The sequence below is a fragment of the Actinophytocola sp. genome, assembly GCF_035634895.1.
Classification (GTDB): domain Bacteria; phylum Actinomycetota; class Actinomycetes; order Mycobacteriales; family Pseudonocardiaceae; genus Actinophytocola.
Genome location: NZ_DASQCC010000164.1, coordinates 1 through 26,202, shown reverse-complemented (window position 1 = coordinate 26,202; position 26,202 = coordinate 1). Strand labels below are relative to the sequence as shown.

The following is a 26,202-nucleotide window of genomic DNA, read 5'->3' as shown; positions in this document are numbered from 1 at the left end:
CAGGGTCCCGACTTCGCCTCCCGGGTCCGGGCCGCCGTCGCCGTCGCGATCCTGCGTGACCGGGCTACCGATAGGTGACCTTGAACGTCCACGCCCACCTGCCGGCCGCCCGTGCCTCGGCCGGCACGTCGATCACCAGCTTTCCGTTCTGCCGCGTCCAGTTCAGGTTCCCGCCGTAGCCGAGCATCGTCACCCGGTCGCCCGCGCGGACCGGCACCGGCGCGTCGACCACCACCTGGGCGCCCGGCTCGTCGAGCGACGTGACGTAGAACGCCTCGTTCTGCCGCACCGTGAACCGCAGCGGCCCCTGTGCCGCCATGCGCGACCAGTACGTCGTGCCGTAGATCGCCTCGCCGTTCACGCGGAGCCAGTCCCCGGTCTCCCGCAGCCTGGTCCGCATGATGTCCGGGATCGAACCGTCGGCGCGCGGCCCGATGTCCAGCAGGAAGTTGCCGTTCTTGCTGGTCACGTCCACCAGCGTGTCGACGACCTCGTCCGCCGTCATGTATAGCTCGTCCGGCGTCGCCTGGTTGTACCCGTACGACCTGGGGTCCAGGCCGCGGCTCGCCTCCCACTTCCGCACCACCGTGTCCGGGTAGGTCGTGTACTCCGGCGTCGTGAAGTCGTGCGTCGGGATGCCGCAGCGGTCGTCGACCGTCACGTCCTTCGGCGCCGGGCGGTTCTTCGTGCGGTTGAAGTACTCCGCCAGCACCGACCGGCTGTCGTTGGCACCGCCGATGTCGCACCAGATCACGTCCGGGTCGTACTGGTCCACGATCTCCCGCAGCTGCGGCGCCTGGTAGTCGTGCACGAAGTCCCGGCCGGACCGGTATCCGGTGTACAGCTCCGCGGCGCCGGTGTACGGGTTGACCGGACCGTGCCCCATCCACGGGCCGTCCGGGTTGTACCACTCCGGCAGCGAGAAGTAGAGGCCGTTGCGCAGGTCCGGCGTGTACCGGCGGGACGCGTCGAACAGCGCCTTCACGAGGTCCCGGTGCGGCCCCAGCTCCACCGCGTCCCGCCCGGACACCGCGGAGTCGAACAGCGCGAAACCCTCGTGGTGCTTGGCGGTCAGCACGTAGTACTTCGCACCGGCCGCCTGGAACAACCGCACCCACGCCGCCGGGTCGAACTTCGCCGCGGTGAACATCGGGATGAAGTCGTCGTAGGCGAAGCTCTCGCCGTAGGTCCGCGCATGATAGGCGTGGACGGCGTTGTCCGGGTCCTCCATCCAGCGCCAGTACCACTCCGCGTACTGCTCCCCCGGCGGCGACCACGCCGGCACCGAGTACACGCCCCAGTGGACGAAGATGCCGAACTTGGCGTCGTCGAACCAGTACGGCGACTCGTGACCGCCGAGCGACGCGTCGGTCGCCTGGTAGTCCGCGACCCCGAGCGTGAACCGGACCTGCTGCTCGGCACGCAACCGCTTCCCTTGTGCCACGACCTTTCCGTTGACGACCGTGTCGACGGGGGCACCCGTGCGGACGATCCCGATCCGCAGTCGCACCTCCTCGCCCGGCCCCAGCCGGCGCACCGCGGCCGGGTGGACGGTACGCGCGCCGAACACGTCCGCGGACACGGTGACCCCGTCCTCGGCCGTGACCCACTCGTCGCCGAGGTTCACGACGGTCGCCTCCACGGCCTGCTCCGCGCCGGGCAACAGCTTCGGCGTCGACCGCGCCCCACGCACGACGAGCGCCCTGCCGGTCGCGGCCGGCTGCACGGTCAGCGCGAACACGTGCAGGCTGGACAGGTCGGGCCGCGCCGGGTTCGTGGTCGGCAGCGTGACGCCCACCGCGTCGCGGCTCGCGTCCAGCCAGAGGCGGGCCACCGAGATCGACACCGGATGCTGGTCGGTGCCGCCGCCGGGCGTGTACCGGAACGGCGCCTGGATCGGGCCGGAGCCGGAGTACCAGTCGGGGCCGCCGAGCGTGGCGGTGGTCGTGGCGCCGTCGGCGTAGTGGATCACCGCCTGGCCCGACGCCATCCCGTAGCTGCTCGCGACCAGGAGGTACGCGCTGTGGTACCGGCCATGGGGCAACTCGAGACGCTGTCCCATGGCGACGACGTTGTTCCGCGCGCCCGGGGCGGCCCGCGGGAACGCGTACGGCACGCCGTTGACCGTGATCTGGCCGGCCGGCAGCCCTTCGGCCGGGAACGTGTAGCCGGAGCCGTCGAAGCTCCCGTCGTGCGCGGACGCGGAGTCGATGCCGTCGTTGTCGAAGTACGCGTCGATAGGTACGACCACCGGCGCGGGAACCGCGGCGGGTGCGGCAGGTTCGGCGGCGGCGTTCGAGGTCGTGGTTCCCGCCAGAAGCGTGCAGACAGAAAGGATGGACAGCAACTGCCGCGGTCGCGATCGCATACACACTCCAGCGGGTGCAGGCCTCAGTCATCCGATGACTCGATGCTGCTGGAGTGGACCCGGTTCCGTCAAGCGACGAGCATGTAGCTCATGCCGAGGGCCATGAAGACCTGGCACGACGCGGCGAGCCGCGGGGCGGTGAGCACGGTGGGCAGCGGGGTGTCGCCGACCGGCACCGGCCGGAGCAGGCCAGGGGAGAGCAATGTGGCGTGCAGGACGAAGTAGCCGGCGAACAGCCAGGCCAGCAGCGGCAGCGCGAGATGGGCGTCGTGCATCGCGGGCACCCACGGCTGGGCCAGTCCGTGGTCGTGGCCACCGCCGGTCGGCATCGCGGTCAGCATGTAAAGCATGGCGAGGCCGGCGACCGCGTGGTGCAGGTTGCCGCCGTGCCAACCGATCGGCTCGGGGGTGTGCCGCTGCCGCCGGCACCAGGACGCGGCGAACCACGAGGTGGTGACGAGGAAGACGGTCTGCCAACCGGCGACCGGCACCGGGCCGCCGACGGGTGAGCACATCACGGCCATGCCGGCGCTCATCATGCCGTGGCCGACGTCGGTCGCGCGGTGGTGGCCGTGGTACAGCTCGGGCACGTGCCTGGCTCTGGCGAGCCGGGTCACGCAGTATGCCGCCACGGCAAGGAAGAGCGCGGTGAGTGTCCAGCGGAGCCAGTCCGGACCGGCCATTTCGTCATCGCCCCCGGAGCGTGTGCGAGGCGGTCCCCGGAGAGCCCACCGGGGACCGCATCAGTGTGCACTGTGGACGGACGAACCTCAGCCCAGGCTGGAGATCTGCGAACGAAGCAGGTCGGCGGCACGGGAGGCGCTCTCGGAGTGGATCCGGCAGTGCTCGCTGTGCTCGGCGTGGGCGCCGCACTCCCGCGCGCTGCGCTCGGCGGCGACGGCGGCCGCCTCGAGAACCGCCCGCACGACCGTGAGGTCGGACGCCTCGCCACGGGCGAGCACGCGGCCGGCGGTCGCGGCGATGTCGGCCGCGTCGAGCGCGGCGCGGGTGGCGCTGAGCACGCCACCACCGCCGGCCGTCATGGCGACGGCACACGAGGTCGAGTCACGGTCGAGGTCCGACAGAGCCTGGAGCACGGTGGCCAGCTCGTCGATGTCGAAGGTCGGTTCGATGGTGACGCTTTGTAAGATGTCCCTGGCAGTGGTCATGACGGCTTTCCCCTTCTTCTGGGGTAGAAGACTGCGAGAAGTGCGTCACCAGGAGCCGGCGTTGGTGATGTTTCGGATCCTGGCCAAGGGCCGCCACCAGTGTCAACCCGCCCTGTTGCGGCCTTTCGCGGGCCCCTGTTGCCCTCCAGTGCGCAAACGTCGATCTGTCACGGACAAGTCGGGTACTCCGTCACCAAGCTTCGGTAATTCCACGGGAACCGGGCTGTGATCCGCTCCGACTACTTTCATGAGTGATTCCCGAGGCACCCATGAAGAATTCACGCCGGAGAGGTGACGTGATGCGAAGACTACGACTGTGCTGCGCGGACTGTGGGGAGGTGACACTGCCGGCGAGTGAGGTCACCGTCACCGGCACGGCCGAACCAGGCCGGGTCACGTGCTCGTTCCAGTGCCCCGTGTGCGGGGGCGCCAGCGAGCAGGGCTGCGACGTGTCGGCGGGCCGGCTGCTCCTGATGGGTGGCGCGAAGGCGAAGCCGGCGACCGCGCCCGTGGCACCGCCACTCGGACTGGCCGACCTGGTACTGCTGCGTGAGCTGCTGAACCGCTCGGACTTCGTGGAGATCATGGGCCGGACCGGCTAGCCCTCCCCGACCGCTGACCCACCGCGGCTGTGGCCGCCTCCGTGGTGAGGTGGCCAGCAGCTCACGTGCCGGGGCCAGGTGAGAAAGGCGGTCATCCGCGCGCCGGAAGCCAGTCACGCAGCGACGACAGCACGAGCGTGTCGCGGTCGTGCACGGACATGACCAACCCGTTGGGGTGGGGCACGGCGTACCCGAAGTCGCCGTGGGGGCCGGGGTCGCCGGCCAGGTTCGGGTCCCGCTCGGCGACCGGGTGACCGGCCAGCTCGAACTCGTCGACGACCGACAGCGTGGCAAGGTCGATCGTACGCAGGCGCCCGTTGTCCGTACTCCACGACACGAACCCGTCGGGCAGTGCCATCAGGCAGCCGCCGGGCGCGTCACTGCCGTCCGCCGCGGCCTCGGGGTCGATGTCCCGCCAGTGCAGCACGGCCTGCTCGACCCGGTCGGGCCAGGAGACCATGGTGAGCCGGTCGTCGCCGGCGGCCAGGAGCCAGGTGCCGTCCGGTGCGAACATGGTGGGCAGGCAGTCGTCGGCGGGAAGGTGCTCGGCCGTCAGCGCCGTACCGTCGTCGCGGACCAGCCACGACTGCTGACCGTCCTGACCGGCCGCGATCCACAGGACGACGGCGTCGGGGTGCGGGTGGTGGCGCAACCGGACCATCGACCCGCCGAACTCGTCCGGCACCGTGACCGTGCGCGTGACCCTGGACTCCGGGGAGCGCAGCTCGACCTGCACCTTGTCGCCGGTGCCGTAGGCAGACCACAGCGCCTCCCCCGTCGGGGCCCACCGGCACGCGGACTCGCCGGGCAGCGCCGAGCTGGCCCCCTCACCGGGATGGCCGACCCACAACCGGTCCGCCACGATCCAGGCCCAGCGGCCGCCGGCGACCGACAGGTCCCCGACCGGGCCGCCGAGGTCGACGGTCCGCTCGACCTGTAGGCGCTGGTCGAGGATGGTGAGCAGGCCGGTGTGGGACATGACCGCGAACCCGTCGCCGGCCGTCCGCCCGAAGTAGGCGTCGTGGTCCAGCGTGAGCGTGGCGGCGACGCCGACCACCCTCCTCAATGGCTCCATGGGGAAACCGTATCGCTCTCGACCATGGCTCGGGTACCTCCCACCCGCTCCGGCGCGTGGCGCTCCCCTACCAGGTCGCCGACAGGCCCTGGTCGAAGCGGAACACCTTGCCCGGGTCGTACTTTCGCTTGATCAGCTGCAGGCGCGACAGGTTGGCGCCGTAGTACGCCTCGGGCCAGTCCTCGAGCGCGGCGTCGGCGTAGTTCGGGTAGCTGCCGCCGGAGCCGACGGCGTTCGTGATCGACCAGGAGCCGTTCACCCACTCCGTCGCCGACGCGCGAGTCTCGTTGCCGGCGCGGCATCCCGTCCGCACGGAGTGCTTCACCAGGAACCGGGCGCGGGGATGACCGGCGGCACCGCCCGCCACCTCGGAAAGCGCGCCACCCCACGGGATCAGCTCCAGGTCCCGGTACACGCCGTCCAGCCGGTCCTTCGCCAGGTGCTCGGCCAGCTTCTCCAGCACCGGCCTCGACATGGGGCCGGTGAAGAACTCCGACCGCGCCAGCCGCAACGCCGGGCGCACCTCGTTCGCCGGCAGGCGGGGCAGGTCGCGCTCCGCCACGTTGCCCGGATGCGCGCAGTGTCGCGCCGAGTCCACTTTGGACATGACGGTGCAGGCAGCGGACGACGTCGCGCCGGCGCGGTCGGTGTACCCGGCCAGCACGGTGTGCGCGTCGGCCAGGTTCCCGGCGACCACGCCGAACAACGTGATCTCCGGCTCCTCGTCCGGCCGGTCGCTCGCCGACAACGACAGCTCGAGGTTCACCTCCCGCGCCGCGGCGGGGGCCAGGTGCTGCCACGCCGCCACCACGTCGACCACCCGGTCGTACGGCCAGCTCGCCTGCAGGGACGTCAGCGCCACCGACGGCCGGGTGCGCAGCTCCACCGACAGCACGATCCCGAAGTTGCCGCCGCCGGCGCCGCGCAGTGCCCAGAACAGGTCCGAGTGCTCCTCCGCGGTCGCCGAGACGATGCGGCCGTCCGCCAGCAGCACCCGCGCGGCGACCAGGTGGTCGGCGCCGAGGCCGTAGTAGCGGCCCAGCACGCCGTGCCCGCCGCCCAGCACCGCGCCCACCACGCCGACCGACCGGCACCAGGCCACCGGCACCACGAGGCCCAGCGACGCCAGTACGTCGGTCAGCTCGCCGACCCGGATCCCGGCGCCCACCAGCACGGTGCCCTCCCGGACGTCGATCGTGGTGAGGCCGGCGAGGTCCAGCACCAGTCCGTCCGATGTGGAGTGTTCGGCGAGGCTGTGCCCGCCGCCCCGGATCGCGAACGGGCCGCCGCGCGCCATGTCGAGCGCCATGACCACGTCGTCCTCGGTCCCGCACTCCAGGATGGCCTGCGGCAGCATCTCGTAGTGCCGGCCGATGAAGAGCTTGCGTGCCTTCTGGTAACCGGGATCTCCCGGGCGGTGCGTGATCATGACCTCGCGTACGTCTCTGCCGGTAAGCGCACACTGCCGAGCCCGGCGCCGCTCTCGCCGACGAGCACGAGCAGGTGTCCTCTGTTAATGGTCAGGTCGATGCCTCTCAGTGCGTTCCGGTTCGCGCCCTCGGTAGCGAAAACCGACGTTCCGTAACTCGATCAGCCCAGGAGCGGACCGCGCGGCGGGCGGGCGGACCCGCCGCGCGGCCGCGCCGCGGCAACCGTTGTGGTCCGCGACGTAACAACCCCTGTTCGAACGACCCCAAGCCTGACAGTCCGATCCGACGGTCGCAACCGACTGTTAGTTGAAAGTTCTTTCATCGTGGCCCGGCAGCCGCGCGAACGCGTCCGCACCGCCCGGCGCGGGCGTGCCGACCTGCGAAGACCGGTCGCCGCCCGCGTGCCGGACCTGACGAAGGTCGTGGTCCCGGCCGAGTTGGGCGTCGAAGAGATCGGGGCCGCCCACGGCCCGGGGGATGAACCTCGCGCGGGGCGGGGACCGTGGACAGTTCATGAGACCAGTCATCGAGGCCGCCGACGGCGGTGTCGCCCTGATCGTACGCACGAGCTACGCCGACGACGCCGGGTGGCGGTCGGTCGTGACGGCGCTCGACACCCCGCCGTTCGTGGGCGCGGTGCCGGCGAACCAGTACGTGGACGACCCCGCGTGGGACGGCGCCACCGTGGACGAGGTGCTGGCCGCGGTGCCGAGCATGTTCCGCGTCGTGTTCGTCGCGGACGCGGCGGCCATGGTGGCACCGCATCCGCTGCTCGCCGCGAACACGGTCCGGGCCGAGGACTGCGATGACGAGCAGTACGCGTACGAGCTGGAGAACGGCCGCGAGTTCCGGGCCCTGCCGGCCGGGGTCTACGACGTGAGCGCGAACCTCTTCGTCGACAACATGGACTTCCCGGAGTACGCGGCTATGGCGCTGCGTGATCCGGCCGGTCACTACCAGGGGCTGGCCGCGACGGACCGGGGAAGAATGGCGCTGGACGCGTTCTTCGGGTCACGCGGCTGAGCATTCCCACAGTGTCGGCACCACCTTTCCGGTCGTCGAGACACTGATTCCCGCCGCCTCCGTGCCCGTGGCGTTCACCGCGCTCGCCTCGCGGGTGGTGGTGTCCGCGGGCGCCGGGAGGAGGATCGCCTCGCCGTCGCGCCACAGCATCGCGGCGCGGCGGGCGCTGCCGGCGATCACGCCGTCCTCGATGGCGAACGGAACGGCGTTGGTCGCGCCGGGGACCACGGTCTCCGCCCCGGTCCAGCCGTCGATCTTCACGATCTTCCTGTTGTGGCTGGCCGCGATCACCCCGTTGTCCACATCGTACAGTTGCACCTCCGGACCGTACTCGCGAATGATCTCCCTCGTCGTCGCCGACCACACCGTGAACGACGTGTCGGGGAAGTCGAGGCGGCCGATGACCAGACCCGTGTCGTCGATCGCCTTCGGCGACGCGTTGCTGCGGTAGAGACCGTCGAGCCGATAGTCCGGCGTGCGCCACAGGGCCGAGACGTGCACGACCGGATGCTCGAGGTACACGTCCCCGACCGCGTCCCCGGCGTCGTTCACGCCGTTCACCGCCGTGGTCCAGCTGGCGTCCAGCTTGCGTACGGGCCCGTCCAGCGGCCGCAGCGCCGCGATGACCCGTCCGTTGGACGGGCCGGGCGTGTACCCGCCCATCAGCCCGGAATCGTTGATGTCCAAGGGAACGAAGTCGGGCAGCAGGGTCGCGTCGCCGTCCCGCCACACGACCCCCTCCTGCCGCTGCGCGCCCTGCACCACGCCAACGAACGTGCCGTGGCCGTCGGTACCGGTGACGGAGTAGGCGACGGTGTCCGGCGGGGTCGGCAACACGCCGGCGGTGCAGGTGGTCGCGGCGGACGCCGTCGCCGGGAAGGCGAACAGGCCGGCCAGAACGGCGACGGCGCCGATCCGTTTCATGACGTCTCCCTGTCGGTGAAAGCAGAACGACCCGCATCGTGACATGCGTCGTTGACAAAACGGTGACGCGAAGTCAGGCTGGGAGCGCTCCCAGACATCGCCGTCGACGAGGACAGCCATGAGACGATCGCGCCCTGCCGCGCTACTGGTGTTCGCTCTCGCAGCCGCCACACAGGTCGGCGGGCCACCCGCCGCGAACGCCGCGCCGGCCGGCGTCGACGTCGTCGTCAACGCCAGGGCCGGGCTCGAACCCGTCAGCTCCATGGCGCTCGGGGTGAACCACGCGATCTGGGACACGAACCTCGGCACGGCCGAGGTCGCGGACCTGCTGAAGGGCGCCGGGGTCAAGGCCATGCGCTACCCCGGCGGCTCCTACTCCGACATCTACCACTGGCTCGACCACACGGCGCCGGGCGGCTACGTCGCCCCGAACACCGACTTCGACCACTTCATGGCCGGCGTCCGCCGGGCCGGCGCGCAGCCGATCGTGACCGCCAACTACGGCACCGGCTCGCCACAGGAGGCGGCCGACTGGGTGCGGTCGGCCAACATCGACAAGGGCTACGGCGTCAGGTACTGGGAGATCGGCAACGAGAACTACGGCAACGGCCACTACGGCTCGGCCTGGGAGGCGGACGACCACGCCGACAAGAGCCCGGTCCAGTACGCGACCCTCGTGCGGGACTACGCGACGGCGATGAAGGCCGTCGACCCGACGATCAAGGTCGGCGCCGTGCTCACCACGCCGGGCGAGTGGCCGGACGGCATCACGGCCGACGGTGACGCGGGCACGTGGAACCAGGTCGTGCTGCGGACGGCCGGCTCCGTGATCGACTTCGCGATCGTGCACTGGTACCCCACCGGCTCGTCCGGCCCCGAGGTGCTGACGAAGACGAACCGGACCGCCGACCAGGTCCGCCTGGTGCGGGAACAGAGCCGCAGTTACGCGGGCAAGGAGCTCCCGGTCGCGATGACCGAGGTGAACACGTCCTACGGCCGCAACACCCAGCCGGGCGCGCTGTTCGCGGCCGACTCCTACGCGACGCTGATGGCGAACGGCGTGTTCAACGTCGACTGGTGGAACGTCCACAATGGACCCGACACGGCGTCGACCGTCGCCGGACAGCCGGACTACAACGACTTCGGGCTGCTGTCGAGCGGCACCTGCAACGCGGACGGCACCGTGTGCGAGCCGGCGCTGAACACGCCGTTCGCGCCGTACTTCGGGTTGTCGATGGTGTCCCGCTTCGCGCGGCCGGGGGACCAACTGGTCGCGGCGAGCGCCACCGACCCGCTGGTGAAGGCGCACGCGGCGCGCCGCGCCGACGGCGGCCTGTCCGTGCTGCTGGTCAACCAGGACCCGGACGCGGCGAAGACGGTCGCGCTGAGCTACACCGGCTACTCCCCGGCCGCGGCCGCGCAGGTGCTGACCTACGGCAACGGTGACACCGCCATCACCACCGCGTCGGGCGCGGCCCGGTCGGTGACGCTGGCGCCGTACTCGCTGACGACGCTCGTGCTGCGGCCGTCGACGTCGCAGACCAACCTGCCGGCACGCCCGGGCCGCCCGGCCGCCGACGGGGTCACGGACACGGCCGCCACGATCAGCTGGACGCCCCCGGCCGCCGCCGGCGTCAAGTACGAGCTCCACCGCCAGCTCGGCACGACGAGCGAGCAGTGGGGCGAGACCACCGGCCAGACGTTCACGGTCACGAACCTGAAGCCGGCGACCCGGTACACCGTCAACCTCCTGGCACGCGACAACGCGGGCCGGGTGTCGTGGGCGTCGCCGCCGCTGACGTTCCAGACGCTGACCCCGGCGACGTCGGCGTGCTCGGTGCGCTTCGCGGAGACCACCGACTGGGGCAACGGTTACGTCGCGAACGTGGACGTCACGAACAACCTCGACCACCCGCTGGACCCGTGGTCGCTGACGTTCACCTGGCCGACGACCTGGCAGCGCGTGGACAGCGGCTGGAACGCGACGTGGTCCCAGACCGACACGACCGTGACCGTGCTCGGCGGCAGCCCGCTGCCCGCCGCCACCACCACGACGGTCGGCTTCGTCGGCAACTACCAGGGCCCCAACGTCCAACCGGTGGCGTTCAGGCTGAACGGCACGCTCTGCGCCACGGTCTGACGCCGGCATGGCCCGGCTCCGGCCGGGCCAGTGCCGAAACGCCCGCGAGGGTGTGGGACAAGCCGGGAAAGGAGGCTGCCGCCCGGCCTGGAGCGGGGCCGGACGGCAGCTGGCGTGGTGACACCGGTTGGACGGACGGCGTCGACCAGGCTCTGGAAGCCGGCCACCTGGTGGCCGATGCCGGGGCACGTGCCGCCGTCACGGAAGCAGGTCCAGCCCACGCCGACGTTGCCGGCCGGGATGTCCGGGAACGGCTCGTTGAACAGGTCGAACACGACGGCGTCGTTGCCCTTGAAGGCGTTCGCGACGCCGGTCCAGAACTGCCCCGCGTACTGGGCGTCCGGCATCGGCTTCTGGCAGCGGGCGACGACGTCGGAGCAGTTCGCGCCGAGCAGCCGGTAGGTGGCGCCGGCCGCTCGGCGCGGGCCGGCGCGGGTGCGACGAGCGCGCCGCCCATGGCCAACGCCGCGGCAAGGCCGATGATGGGATCCGTGTTGATCTCGACATCAGCTCGCCTCTCAACGGAGGGTATGACTGGAAGCGCTCCTATTGTCTGCGTTGTCAGGACCAGGACTTGTTTTTGGGAGCGCTCCCAGTTTGCGATGTTCGGTGTGTTCAGTCAAGCGGACGAGCCGCGGGCGCCTCCGTCGGCCTCGGGCGAGGAGGTCTACTGCCGGTAGTACGAGTGGACCGCCGGCTGGCCGGTGTAGTTGGGGCCGGCGCGGTCGTCGGCGCCGAGGTAGTGGAAGGCGAACTCGACGGCACCGGGACCGCGGCGGCTGACCCGGTGTGTCCGGCCGTCGTAGCTGAAGCCCGCCGCACGCAGCGCCGTCGTGACGCGCCGCCCACCCGGATCACCGTCCGGGAACCGGACGGTCCCCGCATCGAAGTTGGCCACGAACAACCCGTCCGCGGTCAGCCAGGACGCGATTCTCGCCAGCAGGCCCAGCTTGTCGCCGACGTAGTGCAGGCCGTGCACACACGTGATCAGGTCGAAGCGCTCCTCGGGCGTCCACCCGCCGACCGGCGCCGTCACGAACCGCACCCCGGGCACCGGGGTGGCGGGCCCGACCAGGTCCACGCCGGTGAGCCGGGCCGGCAGCGACCCGGCCGCCTCCCGCAACGCCCTTCCCTCGCCACAGCACAGGTCCAGCCAGTGGGTGCCCGGCACGGCCAGGCGCGCACGGAGATCGACGCCGAGGACGCGGCTGTAGCCGTCGCGGCCGGACAGGCCGCGTCCTCGGTTCATGTCGCGGTTGGCGACCACCCACGATCCGGTCAGCCGGTCGTCGTCGATCAGACGCACACCGACATCATGCGTGGTCGTGCCCGTGGCCCGGATGCGTGTGGAACCTGGCCACCTCGGGCGGATGCACGACGAACGGCCGCATCATGCCCTCGTCCTCGTGGTCGAGGATGTGGCAGTGGTACATGAACTCACCGGTCGCGCCGGCGAACTGCCCGGCCACGGTGACCCACTCCCCCGCCTGCACCTGGAAGACGTCCTTCCAGCCCTCCTCGTAGCGCTGGATCGGCCGCAGGCCCGGCCCCGGCGCGGGCAGCGGCGCGGTGGTGCCGCCCACCGCCACGTCGAAGCCCGTGACGTTGCCGCCGGTCTGCGGGAGGTTCCGGCGGGTCAGCAGCTGGAACTGCGACATGTGGATGTGGATCGGGTGCGTCGGCCCACCGAGGTGGACCAGGTTCCACACCGCCCACCGGTTGTGGTCGATGAAGAACGTGGTCGTGTCGTCGAAGACGCTCGCCACGCGCCGGAACGTCCGCACCTTCCCGTCCGCCGGGTCGGTCAGCTGGATGACGCCCGCCGCCGGGAATTCGGCCGGCACCTCGTCGGTACCGGTGATCTCCGCCAGCTCCCACATCTGCGGGTGCGCCTCACCAGCCGAGCCCGGCGGGACCAGCGCGACGAACACGTGGTCGTGGTCCTCGGGCACGGTCTTGCCGTGCTCCAGCCGAACATAGGTGGACGACAGCTTCGCCGGCAGCTCGAACGGGTCGTGCCGGTCGCGGTCCTCCACCCGGAACTCCATGAGGTCCGGCTCGACGGCCCCACCCACCGGCACGGCGGTGTTCGTCAGCCGCAGGCGCTGCCCCGCGAACCGGCTGAAGTCGACCAGCACGTCGGCACGCTCGGACGGCGCGAGGATCAGCCCGCCGCCGGGCATCGGCGCCGGCGCCGGCAGGAGGCCGCCGTCGGTGCCGATGACGCGGACCGCGTCGTTGTGGAGCACGCCGGCCTCGTCGATCAGGTTGAGCGTGTAGAACCGCGAGTTCGCCGTGTTGACCACGCGGAAGCGGTACCACCGAGCGTCGACGTCCAGGTGCGGCCAGATCACACCGTTGACCAGGTTGAACGGACCGGTGACCGGGATGATCACGCCGGGCGCCACCTCCGCCGGCTTGAACAGCAGCTGCCCGGTGAGCGCGCCGGTCGCCGGGTCGGTGTCCAGGTTGCGGTCGGTGATCACCAGCGGGATCTCGTGGTCCCTGGACGGCAGCTCCAGCCCGTCCTCCTCGTCGTCGCGGATGAGGTACATGCCGGCCAGGCCCGCGTGGACGTTGAACCTCGTCACGGCCATCGCGTGGTCGTGGTACCAGAGCGTCGTCGACCGCTGGTCGTTCGGGTACTCGGTGAGCTGGGCGTGGCCACGCAGCGTCGCGTTGTGCGCCCAGCCGTCGTTGCCGCCGTTCGTCAGCGCGCCGTGCAGGTGCACGACGTGCCAGGCCGGCAGCTCGGCCACCCCGTCGATGACCGGCAGCGGGTTGCCCTGCGAGTCGCGGCTGCCGGGCCTGTTCGCCTCCGCGACCGGGGCCCGCACGGCCACGAGCGGAATCGTGCCGTCGATGTCGTTGCGCCACGCGACGCGAAGGCGTTTTCCGCCGCGGACCTCGATGGTGGGCCCGGGGAACTGTCCCTCGTAAGCCCAGACCGTGGTCACCGGCAGCTGTGAATGCAGGCGCACGCCGACCCTGGTCATGTTGATCGTGATGTCTTCCTGATGCCACCACGAATGCGGCCGGATCACCGGCGGAATTCGCAGCGGGTCGAGAAACTTCGCCAGCCCGTAATTAGGCGCGACCCCCGGCGCCAGGGCGGGCGACGCCGTCGATGGTTGTGTGATGACCTCCGTCATCGGATTTCCTCCTGGCATCCCGTGTTCTGCCAGGGGAGTACGCATCCGTTGCGACACAACGGATGTTTCGAATATGACACTCCCCCGGTCCCCAGTTCACCGAGGCCCCCGCGCTCGGCTGTTCGCCAGCATAGGTGAATCCGTCACCCCTTGCCAGGCAACCTGGGCAGGACGCCGGGAAATCACGTCACAGATCAGCGCGGTAACCCGCCGTAATCAGCGATGAAACCAGACACCGCGGCACAGAATTCGGCGCACTCCGCGGCACCGATCTCCAGGCTCATCGCGATCATGCCGCGGCGGGCGAGGTGAAATCCCCGGTCGAGCATGTCCAGGTGGAACAGCTCCCGCTGTGCCGGCGTGCTGCGCATGTCCCGCGGCGCGGCGATCGGCTCGCGCTGGAAGTGCACCGTCATCATGCTGCCGAGCCCGGTCCACCGCATCACCGTGCCGCCGATCCTGTTCAGCTCCGCGCGCAGGTCCTCGCCCCGGACGAACAGCTCCCGGCTCACCTCGGGCGGGAACACCTCGGTGAGCCCGGCATGACCGGCGGCCATGCTGAGCACGTTGTTGTTGAAGGTCCCGGCATGCGGCACGGCGCCGGGCCGGCGGGGGTCGTACACGGCCATGAGGTCGGCCCGCCCGCCGAACGCGCCGAACGTCATGCCGCCACCGGTGTACTTGCCCAGCGTGGTCAGGTCCGGTGTGATACCGAGCAGTTCCTGCATGCCGCCGCCGGCCACGCGTGAGGTCATCACCTCGTCGAACACGAGCACCGCGCCGGTCGCGGTCGCGAGGTCGCGCAGGAACCGGAGGAACTCCGGCGTCGCGGGCACACATCCGCCACTGCCGAGCATCGGCTCGACGAGGATCGCCGCGAGATCCGCGGCGTGCTCGGCGACCAGCCGCTCGGTGGCCGCGATGTCGTTGTACTGACCCACCACGAACCGGTGCGGCACGTTGACCGGCACGCCGCCGTCCCCGAACGCCAGCACCGCACCGTGGTAGCCGCCGTCGAACACGAGGACCGTGCGGCGGCCCGTGTGCAGCGTCGCGGTGGCGATGGCGAGCAGGTTCGCCTCGGTCCCGGAGTTGGTGAAGCGCACCAGTTCCAGCGACGGCACCCGCTCGCACAGCACGACGGCGAGCCGGGCCTCGTGCTCGCCGTGCGCCCCGAGGTTCCAGCCGCCGTCGAGCGCGGCGTCGAGCGCCTTCCTGATCACGGGGTTGCTGTGCCCGTAGAGGCCGGCCGTGTAGTCGCCGAGCAGGTCGACGTAGGTGTGTCCGTCGAGGTCGGTCAGCCGGCAGCCGTCGGCACTCGCCATGGTGAGTGGAAAGGGCGGGTAGAAGAGCGTGGTCCTGGTGTTGCCGCCGGGCATGGCCTCGGCGGCCTTCTCGTGTGCGGCACGGCTGCGCGGGTTGGCCGCGACGAACCGGTCCCTCGCCTGGCGGAGCGCGGCGTCCAACGACATGCCGGGAGTGTGCTGACGGGGAAAACGACGCGTCAAGGGCGCTTGAGCGCGGGACAACCGAGGCGAAAGAACACCGCCCTAGCGTTCACCCCGCCCTGCCTGTGGGCGGACCGTCGATACCCGGGAGATTCCCATGCGTGACCGAGTCGTCTGGTGTGTGTCGTTCCTGGTCTGCCTGGTCGCGCTGGTGGTCAACCCGGCGACCCGCACGTTCGCCCTGTGGAACGTGGCCGTCCAGCTGGCGATCTTCGTGCCGTCCGCGTGTGTGCCGGCCTGGCGCACGAACCGTATGTCCTATGTGGACTTCGCGTGGCCCGCGGGAGTACTGGCACTGGGCTTGGAGACGTTCGTGTTCGCGGCGGCGCCGACCCCGCTCACGGTGACCGCGGCCGCCATGTTCACCCTCTCCGGCGGGCGGCTGATGTACTGGGGCTACCTGGTGCTCAAGCCGGGCTGGCTCAAGGAGGAGTTCCCGCGCTACCGGTACCAGCGCCTGGTGTGGGAGAAGGCGGGCCTGCGCAGCGAACGCCTGTCGCTGCAGTACGAGATCGGCGTGCAGGCGACGGCGAACATGTCGTACTTCGCCCTGCCGTCGATCATCGTCGCCACCAACCCGCGCGGCGGCCTGCACGTGGTCGAGCTCGTCGCCATCGCGGTGTGGCTGGGCGGTTACGTGGTCGAAAGCGTCGCGGACGTCCAGAAGGCCCGGTTCCTCGGCGGCTACGCGAGCGAGAGCCGCGAGGTCTGCGACGTCGGCCTCTGGCGCCACAGCCGCCACCCGAACTACTTCGGACAGTGGGTGCAGTGGTGCGGCGCCGTGCTGCTGGCGGTGCCGTCCACGGTGGCCCTCTACGAGAGCACCGCTCTCGTGCCGTGGCTGATCACCACGCTGGGCCTGCTCTTCCTGGTCCGCGCCATCTACACGGTCATGGTCCACTACTCGGGCGCGGTCCCGGCGGAGCACTACAGCGTCCTCAAGCGACCCGCCTACCGCCGGTACCAGACCGAGGTGAACCGCTTCTTCCCCGGCCCCCGCAGGAAGGCCGCCGTCCCCGTCTAGCGGCTCTACGTCTCCTGCAGGAAGAACCGGCTGTTCTCGCGCATGTTGGCGACGATCTCGGCCGGCGCCTTGCGGGGTGACCCGGCGTCGTGCGGCGGCTGCGGATCGTACTCGAGGCCGAGCTGGATGGCCTGTGCCGCGATGTCCCCGGCGATCCGGTTGGCCAGCTCGAGTGCCATGTCGATCCCGGCCGAGACCCCGGCCGCGGTGACGTACTTCCCGTCGAACACGACCCGCTGCTCGGTCGGCACCACTCCGTGGGCGGGCAGCTGGTCCATCGCGAGCCAGTGCGAGGTCGCCTTCCGGCCGGTCAGCAACCCGGCCGCGGCGAGCACGAGTGACCCGGTGCACACCGAGGTCGTCCACGACGAGGTCCGGTCCACCTGACGCAGCCACTCGTGGACCTCGTCGTCGTCCATGAGGTCCACCTGGCCGGGTCCACCCGGGACGAGCACGATGTCGGCCGACGGCACGTCCGCGAGCGGCCGGTCGACGACCAGCCCGAGCGTGCCCGCGCCGGCCCGCACTTCGCCGACCTTCTTCCCGGTGAACACCACCTCGGCGTCCGCGGCGAACCGGAGCACCTCGTACGGCCCGACGGCGTCCAGGGCCGTCATCTTGTCGAAGAGCAGGATCGCGATTCGCATTTGCGTTTCTCCCCGGGTCGTGCCGTGCCGCGGCCAACGTTAACGGTGTTCGGCACGTCATGGCGATACTCGCGGCGCGGAAGGCGATCGCCTGCAAGACTGACCCCTGTGGAGGGGACACGTAGACAAGTCTGGCCGTTCGGCCTGATCACGGCGGGTTTCGCGATCGTCAGCCTGCTGGCCGCACGACGGGTGGCGCTGCCCAACTGGGTGGGCCAGCTGATGAGCCACGGGGGACCTCGCGGCCGGCTGCACGCCGGCCTGCTCGCGGTCGTGCTGCTGGTGCTCGCACACGGGCTGCTCCGGCGCCGCAAGGTCGCCTACTGGATCGCGCTCGCGCTGGCCGGCTGCGGGGTGTTGCTCGGCGGCCGCAGCATCGTGGCCGTGCTGCTCGTGGCGGGTGGCGTCGCACTGATCGTGCGGCGCGAGCAGTTCCCGGCGGTGCCCAGACCGGCGCGGGTACGGCTCGCCGCGGTCTGCGGGCTCGCGGTGCTGGCCGCCGGCGCCCTGTACGACCTGGCGCTGCACGGTCACGGTGAGTTGCGACTCGACCTCGGCTCGCTGGTGCTGCTCGGCGTGAGCGTCACCCTGGTCGTGCTGCTGGCCCCGGCGCCGCCGCCCAAGCCCGCGGACGGGGGCGTCCGCGCCCGCGTGACCGAGCTGGTGCGGCACCCGTCGTCGGACACGCTCGCGCCGTTCGTGCTGCGCAACGACCGGTCGTACGTGTTCAGCCCCGACGGGCGCGCGGCGGTCGGGTACCGGGTGCTGCTCGGCGTCGCGGTCGTCGGCGGCGACCCGGTCGGCGAGCCCGAGGCGTTCGAAGCGGCCGTCACCGAGTTCGTCCGGGTCTGCGACCGGGCCGGCTGGCGGGTCGGGGCGCTCGCCGTGCGCGACGACCTCGCGCCGCTGTGGCACCAGCATGGCCTGCGCACCATCGGCATCGGCGACGAGGTGCTGCTCGACGTCGGCGCGTTCTCGATGACCGGCCGGACCATGCGCAACGTGCGGCAGGCCGTGCAGCGCACGCATCACTTCGGCATCACGACGAGCATCGTGCGCGAGGGCGACCTCGACACGGGCCTGCAGGTCGAGGTGGCCACGCTGTCGACGCACTGGCTGGGGGGCACCGCCGAGCGCGGCTTCTCGATGATCCTGGACGGGCTCGGCACCGGCGTGCACCCGGAGTGCGTGCTCGTCCTCGCCAGGGACAGCGCGGGCCGGCTGGTCGGCTGCCAGCGGTACGTGCCGAGCGGGGACACGCTGTCGCTCGACGTCATGCGGCGCGAGCCAGGCAGCGTCAACGGGTTGAACGAGCGGATGATCGCCGACGTGGTCACCTACGCGCGCGAGAACGCGATCCGGTTGGTGTCGCTGAACTTCGCCGCGTTCCGGACGCTGCTCGACTCGTCACGCCGGGGCCCGCTGGAACGCGCCGCGTACCAGGCGCTGCACCTGCTGGACCCGTTCATCCGCGTCGAGTCGCTGTACCGGTTCAACGCCAAGTTCCAGCCCGGCTACCTGCCGCGGGGCGTCGCGTTCCCGTCGTGGCTGTCGGTGCCCGTGGTGGCGGCCGCCATGGTGGGCATGGAGTTCGGCCTGGTCTACGACCGCCACCGCATCGCCGGGTTCACCCCGCCCGCGGAGTCCCGGCCGATCCGCTCGCGCTGAGACCGTCCCCGGACGGGCCGCGTGGGCCCGCCGGGGTCGGGCGCTACCGCCCGAGTCCATCCTGGGGAGAGGCCGGCTCATAGGCGGAGTGGTTTGCTGGAGTCATGAGGATCGTCATCGTCGGTGGTGGGTTGGCTGGGTTGCGGACGGCTGAGCGGCTGCGCCGCGCCGGCTTCGACGGGGCCGTGACGCTCGTCGGGGGCGAGCCCCACGCCGCCTACGACCGGCCGCCGCTGTCCAAGAAGGTGCTCACCCAGCACGAAGACCCCGCCGAGCCGGCGTACCTGCCCGCCCCCGCCGGTGTCGACGCCCTCGCCGGGGTCCACGCCACCGCCCTCGACACCGCCGGACACCGGGTCGTCCTCGACAACGGGACCACGCTCGGCTACGACCGGCTGGTCATCGCCACCGGGGTGCGGCCCCGGCGCCTCTTCGACGGCTGGCACGGCGTGCACGTCCTGCGGACCTGGACCGACGGGCTCGCGCTCCGGTCGGCCCTCCGTGACGTCAAACGGGTCGTCGTCATCGGTGGCGGGGTGCTCGGTTGCGAGGTCGCCGCCAGCGCGCGCACCCTCGGCCGCGACGTCACCGTCGTCGAGCTGCTCGACCAGCCCCTCGGCGCGGTCCTCGGCGACCGGGTCGGCGCGGTGGTCGCCAGGATGCACCGCGCCCGCGGCGTCGACGTCCGCTGCTCCACCCGGGTCGCCCACTTCGACGGCGCCGGCGACCGGGTCGAGCGCGTCGTGCTCGCCGACGGCACGATCCTCGACGCGGACCTCGTCGTCATGGCCGTCGGCACCGTGCCCAACACCGAGTGGCTCGCCGGCTCTGCCGTGAAGGTCGCCGACGGCGTGCTCTGCGACCGCACCGGCGCGACCTCCGCCGTCAACGTCTTCGCGGCGGGCGACGTCGCCCGCCTGCCCCACCCGTGGGCCGACGGCACCCTCCGCCTGGAGCACTGGACCGCCGCGGGCGACACGGCCGCGCTCGTCGCCAGGAACATCCTCGCGGCGCCGTCCGACCGCGTCCCGCTCACCGCCGTCCCGTACTTCTGGACCGACCAGTACCAGTCGAAGTTCCAGGTGATCGGCCTCCCCTCCGCCGACGACGAGCTGACGGTCATCGACGGCGACCTCGACGGCGACCCCGGCGGGAAGTTCGCCGCCCACTACACCCGCGACGGCATCCTCACCGGCGCGGTCACCGTCGGCATCCCGGCCGCGCTGGCCCCCTACCGGAAGCTGGTCGGCACCCCCGTCTAAGCACTCACGACAGCCGGATCCGCGGGTCCCGCACCAGTTCCGCGGAGTCGCAGGCACGCCAGGACACCGGCCTGACCAACGACGAGTGGATGGCGCCATGGCGAGCGAGTACCGGGAGATCACCACGTCCGGTCGGTACCCGACGATGGCGTTCATGGTCGCCACCGTCGACTTCGAGCTGGATCTGGACGTGATGTTCGAGTACGGCCCGCGGTTGCTGCTCGACGGCGTGGAGCGGCGTCTCGAACGCTGACGGGTCAGGTCTCCCCGTGCGTCGGGAGGACGAGCGTGAAGGTCGGCGGCGCCGGAGCCGCCAGCACGAGCCGGCCGGACTCGGCCTCGGCCAGCCGGCGGGCCAGCGGCAGGCCGATGCCGTGGCGAGTGCGGACGCCACCGGTCTCGGGCGGCGGGCCCAGGGGGTCCGCGCCGGTGATGCCCGCGCCCTCGTCCGACACGTCCACGCCGATCGCCGCGCCGAGGTCCCGGACCGCCACGGTGACCGTGCCCGCGCCGTGGTGCAGGGCGTTGTCCACCAGGACCGCGACTATCTGGCGCAGCACGGGCGCGACGACCAGGCGTCCGGCGACCGTTTCCGGCACGGACAGCCGCAGTGTCCGGTTCCGCTCGGCCAGCAGTCCGCGCCAGTCCCGGTCCAGCCTGTCCAGCAGGGTGCCCACCGGCGCCAGACCCGACTTCGCCGGGACGTTCCTGGCCAGTTCGAGAAGGTCCGCCACCGTGCCCGCCAGCTGGTCCGCGCTCTCCAGCGCCGCGGTGATCGACGTCCGCAGCTCGTCGTCCGGCAGGTCCAGCGCCGCCTCCAGCTCCAGGCGCAGCCCCGCGAGCGGGGTGCGGAGCTGGTGCGACGCGTCGGCCGTGAACGCCCGTTCCCTGGCCACGAGATCGGACAGCCGCTGGGCCGTCGTGTCCAGCGAGTCGCCGACCGAGTCGATCTCCGCGATGCCCGACCTCGGCGCCGTGACGGTGAAGTTCCCCGCGCCCAGCTCGAACGCGGCGGACAACAGGTCCTCCAGCGGTCTCGCCAGCCGCCTGGCCTGCCGGCGGGCCAGCAACCAGACCCCCACGACCGCGACCGCGCCGAGGCCGGCCATGGCCAGCCAGGTCAGGCCGACGCGCCGGTAGATCTCACCCCGTGGGGTCGCGACCCGGACCAGCCCGACGACCCGCCGGCCGTCGCCGACCGAGGCCATCAGTACCAGCTCATCGGCGGTGTCGGCCTCCACCACCTCGTCCGGCGCCAGCGAAACGTCCACCGTGGACGGTCCGGCGCCGGCGCGACGGGTGCCGTCGGTCCGGTACAGCGCGACGGTCGCGCCCGGCCTCAGGTGCGGCAGCGTCCGCGGCACGCTGCCACGCAACAGGTCCGGCCCGACCGTCAGCGCGGCCGTGTCGGCGCCCTGTTCCAGGCCGGCCCGCGCGTCGTCGATGTAGTAGCCGGCCACCGCGGCCGCCAGCGGCACGCCGAACAGCACCAGCGCGAGCACCGCCGCCGACACCGCCAACGTGACGATCCTCCCGCGCACCGGCTCAGGCCTCCCCTCGCCCGCTCCGCGGGGGCCTGTGTGCCGACGGTTCGCTCCGCACTGCTCCGCTCACCCCGCCGCTTCGAGCCGGTACCCGTGCCCGCGGACGGTCGCGATGGCCGGCACCCGACCTCTCACGCGGTCGTCCTCCACGAGTAGCAGCCGTGCCATGGCGACCCTCCCTACGATCCTCACAATAGTGCGCCTCCCACCCGAAGAATCCCTGTACGCCACCCAGGAACGCCCATTCTTACCTTTGTGGACAAATCTCCCCCGGCCGCGGAATGACATTTAATTCAGCGGGTTTACTATCTGGTTGGTTTCAGAAACATTCGGGCAAAGGCCTTGACACGGGTGCCGCGTGGGCCATAGTGCACTCGGTTCGATGCGGGTCCCGAAAGTTTCGGTAGCGCTCCCACGGAGACGGCACCGGACAGGGCATGCGGAGCGGGTGGCCGAAGCCAGGCGCCACGACCCGGTATGGGACCCCTGACGACGGCGTCTGTCCCGCCGCATCCGGCCGACGCCCCGGCTGACCTCGGACGACCGCGTCACCACCAGCCGCGCCCACCGGGACCCGGACGGCGAATCCTAGCCTGCCGGTCAAGACAAAGTAGAAAATTGAACCGCGAAAAAACGTTCACTTTTCCGGAAACGATCTCGTCGGCATCCAAAGACAACTTTTCCCGGCCTTGAGGCGTCCTATGGATGCGTGGACCACCCACGCGGCCCAATTTCCTGGGGAAAGGAAATCCATTGCGGATGAGATCACTGGCCAGTGCCGGTCAGGTGTTCGGGCTGGTCACGGCCATGGCCACGATGGTCGTGCTCGGCGCGACACCGGCCAGCGCCGAGGTCCCGTCGAACGACACCATCGACGGCGCGACGGCGATCACCACCGTGCCGTTCGAGGAGGTCGTGGACACCACCGAGGCCACCACGGACGCCGAGGACGCCGCGATCAACGCCAACTGCGGGGCCCCGGCGACCAACGGCAGCATCTGGTACACGCTCACGGCCGGCACGTCGCCGGCCTACGTGGCCGACGTGTCCAAGTCCAACTTCACCGCCGGCGTGATCGTCGCGACCGGCACGCCCGGCAACCTGTCGATCCTGGCCTGCGGGCCGGACACGGTCGGCTTCGAGGCCACGCAGGGCGAGACGTACTACCTGATGGCGTTCAGCGACAACCCGGAGGTGGTCGGCGGGCAGCTGTCCTTCGCGGTGCGTGAGTCCGGCCCGCCGCCGAAGGTCGCGATGACCGTCGACGACATCGGCAGGGCCAACAAGTCCGGCACGGCGACGATCTCCGGCACGTACACCTGTGTCGGTGACGCCGACATCCTGGTGCTGGACGGCACGCTGCAGCAGCAGCAGGCGGGCGACGTGCAGGTGCGGGGCAGCTTCGACGTGCCCGACCTGACCTGCAGCGGCGTCGGCAAGTGGACTGCCGAGATCACCCCGGAGAGCGGCAAGTTCGTCCGCGGCCTCGCGGCGACGGCCGGGTTCACCGGCGCCTGCAACGCGATCGGCTGCAACACCTACGACACCCTGGAGGTCGTGCGCCTGCGCGGCGGGCACTGAGTTGACGTCGGCGTGCCGGGGCGCGCCCCGGCACGCCGACGTTCGGTCCATTGTGGATCGACTCCGGCCGGCACCTCGCCGAGCGGTCTCCCGGGATTTCAGGTGTTCGTCGATGACGGATGTGCGACAGTGTGCGCGTGTTGGGAGATTTGCCCGTCGTGGCGCCGGGAGTGGCGATCTACGACCACATCCGCGCACACCTCGAGCCGTCGTCGGGCCGGCTGACCTCGGGTGACGACCTGCCGGACGACGAGAAGGCGATGTCGGGCCGGCTCAGGTGGGCGCCCGGTGCGATGGACGGCGTGTTGCGCCAGCACGGTGGCGCCGGTCCCGCGACCGACCGTGCCGAGAAGATCGCCGGCCTGCTGACGCTGACGTGCCGCCGCCCGTCGGTGCGGAACCTGCGCGACCTCTACACGAGCGTCGGCGAGGACGACGTGCTCGGCTACGTCGACGTGCTTGTCGAGGTGCTGACCCGCGAACCACCCAACCGCCAGGCACTGCACGCGATCGGGAGGTGGCTTGCCACCACCGCCACCGACCGCGGCCCGGTCAAGCTGGGCATCGCCCTGCTCGGGATCACCGGGCTGGGCAACGAGGTCGCGGTCGTGCGGACGCTGGGCGCGCACGAGGAGTTCACGCTCTACTGCGCGGTGGCCGTGTCGAACGGGCTGGCGGACTCGGAGTCCGAGCTGTGGGCGCTGGCCGCGTCGGTGGACGGCTGGGGCCGGATCCAGTGCGTGGAACGGCTGCGGGACACGACCGATCCCGACATCCGCGCGTGGTTGCTGCGCGAGGGTTTCCGCAACTCGATCATGTACGAGTACCTGGCACACCTCGCCGCCACCACCGGTGGACTGCTGGAAGCGTTGCACGGCGACGTGGATCGCGGGCTCCTGACGTCAGCGGGCGAGATCCTCTCCGCACTGGTCGAGGGCGGCCCGGCTGAGGACATGGACGACTACGAGGACGGCGCTGACGCCGTCGAGGCCTTCCTCGCCCTGATGACCACCCGGGCGGAGAGCCTGCACGACTTCACGGCTGTCGCGAACATCCGGCGTTTCCTGTCCGGCGAGAACGGCTGGGAGGAGCGCGCGGTCCGTGGCTGGACCGCGACGCGGCGGCAGGCGTTCGAGGACGTGTGCGACGAGATCCTGGGCCGGCCGGCATGGACCGCCCTGATCACCGCCGGCCTGTCCGGCGACGCGAGCGAGTTCCACCTGGCGAACTGGGCGGCCCGGAGGCGCGGCATGGACACCTTCGCCGCACACGTCGCGAGGATCAGGGCCGACCCGTTCGACATGGCCTGGTTCGAGGCGTGGCAGCAGGCGGACACCGGCCGGGCGCGGGAGCTGGCCGAGCTGGCGAGGACGCTGCTGCCGCTGTCCGACATCGCGACCGGGCCCGGTGACGAGCTGGGCCTCGGCGTGGCGTGGCGGGCGCACAGGGCACTGGACTGGACGCTGCAGGCGCTGCGTGACCATCCGGGGATCGGCGCCGACCTGGTGCTGACGGGGTTGCGCAGCCCGGTGACACGCAACCGGAACCTGGCGTTGAAGGCGCTGGAACGTTGGCCACGCGCCGACTGGCCGCCGGCCGCCCTCGACGCCGTGCTCGTGGTGGCCGGCACGGATCCCAACGCGGACACCCGGAAGCTGGCCGCCGAGCTGACGTGAGCGGGCCCGGTAGGTCCGCACGTTCGATACGAGACGGCTCGGTGCCCGGCTCTCTCACTTCCGGCCGGTGATCCACGCGTGGGCGTTAGCCTGGCGGCACATCCCACCCAACTGGAGGTTTCGTGCGGTACAAGGGACCCGTCCCGAGGCGAATGGTCGACTGGGTCAACACCCGGGTGGCGACGTTGCGCACGTCGCCCCGATGGGGGCGGATGGTGAGCCGGCACCTCACCGTCGTGACCTACACGGGTCGCCGCTCCGGCCGCACCTTCAGCACGCCGGTCGGCTACCGCCGGTCCGCGGACGTGGTCACGATCGGCGTCCGGCTGCCGGAACGCAAGCAGTGGTGGCGCAACTTCAGCGGCGAGGGCGGGCCGCTCTCCCTCGACCTCGACGGCGCCGAGCGGCCCGGACACGCGGTCGCCAACGTCGACGGCAGGGGCCGCGTCACCGTCACGGTCCGTCTCGGCGAGCGGTAGCGCGAAGGCCGTCGGCCGGTCGAGCACCGCCGACGCCCGGCTGGGCACGGCTGGGCACGGCCGAGTCGCCGTGCGACGCCGCCCGGCCGCGGCCGGATGCGGGTCCGGCTCGGGGTGGCATTCCGGGTCATTCCCGATGTCCCGTCGTTGCGGCGCCGGCAGAGTCGGGGCATGCGAACCATCGTGCCGGCGGTCCTGGCGGCCGCGTTCTGCCTGCTGGTCGTGCCAACCGCGACCGCGGCGCCGGCCACGCCAGCCGCCCCGGCCGGGGTGGCTCTGTCACTGCCCGCGCCGACCGGGACCGCCGCCGTCGGGCGCACCACGCTCGCCCTCACCGACCGCGACCGCCCCGACCCCTGGGTGCCGGCCGCCGGGCCGCGGCGGCTCATGGTCACCCTGTACTACCCGGCGGTGCGTGGCACCGGCGGCCCGGCCGCCTACATGGACCCCGGCGAGGCCGCCGCGCTCGTCGACTTCGCCCAGCTCGGCCCGGAGTTCACCGCGGAGCGGGTGGCCCACACCCGCACCTGGTCGCGCGTGCACGCCCGCCCGCTGCCCGGCCGGCACCCGCTCGTCCTGCTCTCCCCCGGCTTCACCGTCCCGCGCCACACCCTCACCGCGCTCGCCGAGGACCTCGCGTCCCGTGGGTACGCCGTCGCGGCCGTCGACCACGCCTACGAGTCCGTCGCCACGAGGTTCCCGGATGGGGTGCTGCCGTGCGCGGCCTGTGCGCTGCCCGGCCAGATCGGCAACGGCCCGATCGCGGTCAACCGGGGCGCCGACCTGTCCTTCGTGCTCGACTCGTTGCGCCACAACCCGTTGGTCGACGAGCGCCGCGTCGCCGTCGTCGGGCACTCCATGGGTGGGGACGCCGCGGCCACCGCGATGCGTGCCGACGCCCGCGTCGACGCCGGGGTCGACATCGACGGG

General features: G+C 71.4%; 23 protein-coding genes. 11 read left to right on the top strand and 12 right to left on the bottom strand.

The annotated features are described in order from the left end of the window. Nucleotides 1-64: 64 nt before the first annotated feature. The 3 genes from VET29_RS24680 to VET29_RS24670 form a co-directional block, all read right to left on the bottom strand. Nucleotides 65-2,251, bottom strand: coding sequence for an alpha-L-fucosidase (locus tag VET29_RS24680; RefSeq protein ID WP_324924517.1), 2,187 nt, complete (start codon nucleotides 2,249-2,251; stop codon nucleotides 65-67). A gap of 185 nt (nucleotides 2,252-2,436) precedes the next feature. Further along, on the bottom strand, nucleotides 2,437-3,051 hold the full coding sequence (locus tag VET29_RS24675; protein WP_324924515.1) for a DUF5134 domain-containing protein: 615 nt from the start codon (nucleotides 3,049-3,051) through the stop codon (nucleotides 2,437-2,439). Nucleotides 3,052-3,138: 87 nt separating this feature from the next. Next, nucleotides 3,139-3,537 carry a hypothetical protein gene (locus VET29_RS24670; protein WP_324924513.1) on the bottom strand — a complete coding sequence of 133 codons (399 nt, stop codon included), beginning with the start codon at nucleotides 3,535-3,537 and terminating at the stop codon, nucleotides 3,139-3,141. A gap of 299 nt (nucleotides 3,538-3,836) precedes the next feature. Here VET29_RS24670 and VET29_RS24665 point away from each other — a divergent pair, with 299 nt between their 5' ends. Continuing rightward, complete coding sequence (locus VET29_RS24665) at nucleotides 3,837-4,139, top strand: hypothetical protein (protein ID WP_324924510.1); 303 nt, start codon at nucleotides 3,837-3,839, stop codon at nucleotides 4,137-4,139. Between the two features lie 91 nt (nucleotides 4,140-4,230). On the opposite strand, the gene VET29_RS24660 is transcribed toward VET29_RS24665, so the two are convergent. Continuing rightward, nucleotides 4,231-5,214, bottom strand: a complete 984-nt coding sequence (locus tag VET29_RS24660; RefSeq protein ID WP_324924508.1) for a hypothetical protein — start codon at nucleotides 5,212-5,214, stop codon at nucleotides 4,231-4,233. A 67-nt stretch (nucleotides 5,215-5,281) separates the two neighbouring features. Continuing rightward, nucleotides 5,282-6,643: an FAD-binding oxidoreductase gene (locus VET29_RS24655; protein WP_324924506.1), complete on the bottom strand. Its 1,362-nt coding sequence runs from the start codon at nucleotides 6,641-6,643 to the stop codon at nucleotides 5,282-5,284. Nucleotides 6,644-7,157: 514 nt separating this feature from the next. Between VET29_RS24655 and VET29_RS24650 the strand changes: the two genes are divergently transcribed. Continuing rightward, nucleotides 7,158-7,667 carry a DUF6924 domain-containing protein gene (locus tag VET29_RS24650; protein WP_324924504.1) on the top strand — a complete coding sequence of 170 codons (510 nt, stop codon included), beginning with the start codon at nucleotides 7,158-7,160 and terminating at the stop codon, nucleotides 7,665-7,667. Here the strand turns inward: VET29_RS24650 and VET29_RS24645 are convergent. Next, nucleotides 7,656-8,591: a hypothetical protein gene (locus VET29_RS24645; RefSeq protein WP_324924502.1), complete on the bottom strand. Its 936-nt coding sequence runs from the start codon at nucleotides 8,589-8,591 to the stop codon at nucleotides 7,656-7,658. The two genes, VET29_RS24650 and VET29_RS24645, sit on opposite strands and share 12 nt — an antisense overlap. A 118-nt stretch (nucleotides 8,592-8,709) precedes the next feature. Here VET29_RS24645 and VET29_RS24640 point away from each other — a divergent pair, with 118 nt between their 5' ends. Further along, complete coding sequence (locus VET29_RS24640; protein WP_324924500.1) at nucleotides 8,710-10,731, top strand: cellulose binding domain-containing protein; 2,022 nt, start codon at nucleotides 8,710-8,712, stop codon at nucleotides 10,729-10,731. Here VET29_RS24640 and VET29_RS24635 read toward each other — a convergent pair. The 4 genes from VET29_RS24635 to VET29_RS24620 form a co-directional block, all read right to left on the bottom strand. Next, the gene (locus VET29_RS24635) at nucleotides 10,665-11,078 is read right to left on the bottom strand and encodes a cellulase family glycosylhydrolase (RefSeq protein WP_324924498.1); all 414 of its coding nucleotides are present in this window, start codon (nucleotides 11,076-11,078) and stop codon (nucleotides 10,665-10,667) included. The two genes, VET29_RS24640 and VET29_RS24635, sit on opposite strands and share 67 nt — an antisense overlap. A 320-nt stretch (nucleotides 11,079-11,398) precedes the next feature. After that, nucleotides 11,399-12,037 carry a class I SAM-dependent methyltransferase gene (locus VET29_RS24630; RefSeq protein ID WP_324924496.1) on the bottom strand — a complete coding sequence of 213 codons (639 nt, stop codon included), beginning with the start codon at nucleotides 12,035-12,037 and terminating at the stop codon, nucleotides 11,399-11,401. Between the two features lie 7 nt (nucleotides 12,038-12,044). Continuing rightward, nucleotides 12,045-13,883: a multicopper oxidase family protein gene (locus VET29_RS24625; protein WP_324924493.1), complete on the bottom strand. Its 1,839-nt coding sequence runs from the start codon at nucleotides 13,881-13,883 to the stop codon at nucleotides 12,045-12,047. Between the two features lie 194 nt (nucleotides 13,884-14,077). Beyond that, complete coding sequence (locus VET29_RS24620; RefSeq protein WP_324924491.1) at nucleotides 14,078-15,355, bottom strand: aspartate aminotransferase family protein; 1,278 nt, start codon at nucleotides 15,353-15,355, stop codon at nucleotides 14,078-14,080. A 133-nt stretch (nucleotides 15,356-15,488) separates the two neighbouring features. Between VET29_RS24620 and VET29_RS24615 the strand changes: the two genes are divergently transcribed. Then, nucleotides 15,489-16,415 carry a DUF1295 domain-containing protein gene (locus VET29_RS24615; RefSeq protein ID WP_324924489.1) on the top strand — a complete coding sequence of 309 codons (927 nt, stop codon included), beginning with the start codon at nucleotides 15,489-15,491 and terminating at the stop codon, nucleotides 16,413-16,415. A gap of 5 nt (nucleotides 16,416-16,420) precedes the next feature. On the opposite strand, the gene VET29_RS24610 is transcribed toward VET29_RS24615, so the two are convergent. Then, complete coding sequence (locus VET29_RS24610) at nucleotides 16,421-17,062, bottom strand: DJ-1/PfpI family protein (RefSeq protein WP_324924487.1); 642 nt, start codon at nucleotides 17,060-17,062, stop codon at nucleotides 16,421-16,423. A gap of 108 nt (nucleotides 17,063-17,170) precedes the next feature. Between VET29_RS24610 and VET29_RS24605 the strand changes: the two genes are divergently transcribed. From VET29_RS24605 to VET29_RS24595, 3 genes are all read left to right on the top strand, one after another. Beyond that, complete coding sequence (locus VET29_RS24605; protein WP_324924485.1) at nucleotides 17,171-18,730, top strand: bifunctional lysylphosphatidylglycerol flippase/synthetase MprF; 1,560 nt, start codon at nucleotides 17,171-17,173, stop codon at nucleotides 18,728-18,730. Between the two features lie 104 nt (nucleotides 18,731-18,834). Next, entirely contained in the window at nucleotides 18,835-19,992 is a 1,158-nt protein-coding gene (locus VET29_RS24600; protein ID WP_324924483.1) for an FAD/NAD(P)-binding oxidoreductase, read from the top strand. A 97-nt stretch (nucleotides 19,993-20,089) separates the two neighbouring features. After that, nucleotides 20,090-20,245, top strand: coding sequence for a hypothetical protein (locus VET29_RS24595; RefSeq protein WP_324924481.1), 156 nt, complete (start codon nucleotides 20,090-20,092; stop codon nucleotides 20,243-20,245). 4 nt (nucleotides 20,246-20,249) lie between these two features. On the opposite strand, the gene VET29_RS24590 is transcribed toward VET29_RS24595, so the two are convergent. Continuing rightward, nucleotides 20,250-21,533: a HAMP domain-containing sensor histidine kinase gene (locus VET29_RS24590; protein ID WP_324924479.1), complete on the bottom strand. Its 1,284-nt coding sequence runs from the start codon at nucleotides 21,531-21,533 to the stop codon at nucleotides 20,250-20,252. 762 nt (nucleotides 21,534-22,295) lie between these two features. On the opposite strand from VET29_RS24590, the gene VET29_RS24585 reads away from it, so the two are divergent. The 4 genes from VET29_RS24585 to VET29_RS24570 form a co-directional block, all read left to right on the top strand. After that, a complete protein-coding gene (locus tag VET29_RS24585; protein ID WP_324924478.1) occupies nucleotides 22,296-23,117 on the top strand; it encodes a DUF6299 family protein in 822 nt (273 codons plus the stop codon). Between the two features lie 137 nt (nucleotides 23,118-23,254). Continuing rightward, nucleotides 23,255-24,793 carry a hypothetical protein gene (locus VET29_RS24580; protein WP_324924476.1) on the top strand — a complete coding sequence of 513 codons (1,539 nt, stop codon included), beginning with the start codon at nucleotides 23,255-23,257 and terminating at the stop codon, nucleotides 24,791-24,793. A gap of 122 nt (nucleotides 24,794-24,915) precedes the next feature. Next, complete coding sequence (locus tag VET29_RS24575) at nucleotides 24,916-25,272, top strand: hypothetical protein (RefSeq protein WP_414636594.1); 357 nt, start codon at nucleotides 24,916-24,918, stop codon at nucleotides 25,270-25,272. Nucleotides 25,273-25,443: 171 nt separating this feature from the next. Next, nucleotides 25,444-26,202, top strand: a 759-nt coding sequence (locus tag VET29_RS24570; protein ID WP_414636593.1) for an alpha/beta hydrolase family protein, incomplete at its 3' end; no start/stop codon positions are given.

What these genes read in the sequence shown, in the direction of transcription:
- VET29_RS24650 (WP_324924504.1), top strand. Translation starts at nt 7,158, where the DNA reads ATGAGACCAGTCATCGAGGCCGCCGACGGCGGTGTCGCCCTGATCGTA.
- VET29_RS24610 (WP_324924487.1), bottom strand. Translation starts at nt 17,062, where the DNA reads ATGCGAATCGCGATCCTGCTCTTCGACAAGATGACGGCCCTGGACGCC.
- VET29_RS24620 (WP_324924491.1), bottom strand. Translation starts at nt 15,355, where the DNA reads ATGTCGTTGGACGCCGCGCTCCGCCAGGCGAGGGACCGGTTCGTCGCG.
- VET29_RS24585 (WP_324924478.1), top strand. Translation starts at nt 22,296, where the DNA reads ATGAGATCACTGGCCAGTGCCGGTCAGGTGTTCGGGCTGGTCACGGCC.
- VET29_RS24635 (WP_324924498.1), bottom strand. Translation starts at nt 11,078, where the DNA reads ATGCCGGACGCCCAGTACGCGGGGCAGTTCTGGACCGGCGTCGCGAAC.
- VET29_RS24675 (WP_324924515.1), bottom strand. Translation starts at nt 3,051, where the DNA reads ATGGCCGGTCCGGACTGGCTCCGCTGGACACTCACCGCGCTCTTCCTT.
- VET29_RS24670 (WP_324924513.1), bottom strand. Translation starts at nt 3,537, where the DNA reads ATGACCACTGCCAGGGACATCTTACAAAGCGTCACCATCGAACCGACC.
- VET29_RS24665 (WP_324924510.1), top strand. Translation starts at nt 3,837, where the DNA reads ATGCGAAGACTACGACTGTGCTGCGCGGACTGTGGGGAGGTGACACTG.
- VET29_RS24640 (WP_324924500.1), top strand. Translation starts at nt 8,710, where the DNA reads ATGAGACGATCGCGCCCTGCCGCGCTACTGGTGTTCGCTCTCGCAGCC.
- VET29_RS24645 (WP_324924502.1), bottom strand. Translation starts at nt 8,591, where the DNA reads ATGAAACGGATCGGCGCCGTCGCCGTTCTGGCCGGCCTGTTCGCCTTC.
- VET29_RS24595 (WP_324924481.1), top strand. Translation starts at nt 20,090, where the DNA reads ATGGCGAGCGAGTACCGGGAGATCACCACGTCCGGTCGGTACCCGACG.
- VET29_RS24625 (WP_324924493.1), bottom strand. Translation starts at nt 13,883, where the DNA reads ATGACGGAGGTCATCACACAACCATCGACGGCGTCGCCCGCCCTGGCG.
- VET29_RS24655 (WP_324924506.1), bottom strand. Translation starts at nt 6,643, where the DNA reads ATGATCACGCACCGCCCGGGAGATCCCGGTTACCAGAAGGCACGCAAG.
- VET29_RS24660 (WP_324924508.1), bottom strand. Translation starts at nt 5,214, where the DNA reads ATGGAGCCATTGAGGAGGGTGGTCGGCGTCGCCGCCACGCTCACGCTG.
- VET29_RS24615 (WP_324924489.1), top strand. Translation starts at nt 15,489, where the DNA reads ATGCGTGACCGAGTCGTCTGGTGTGTGTCGTTCCTGGTCTGCCTGGTC.
- VET29_RS24600 (WP_324924483.1), top strand. Translation starts at nt 18,835, where the DNA reads ATGAGGATCGTCATCGTCGGTGGTGGGTTGGCTGGGTTGCGGACGGCT.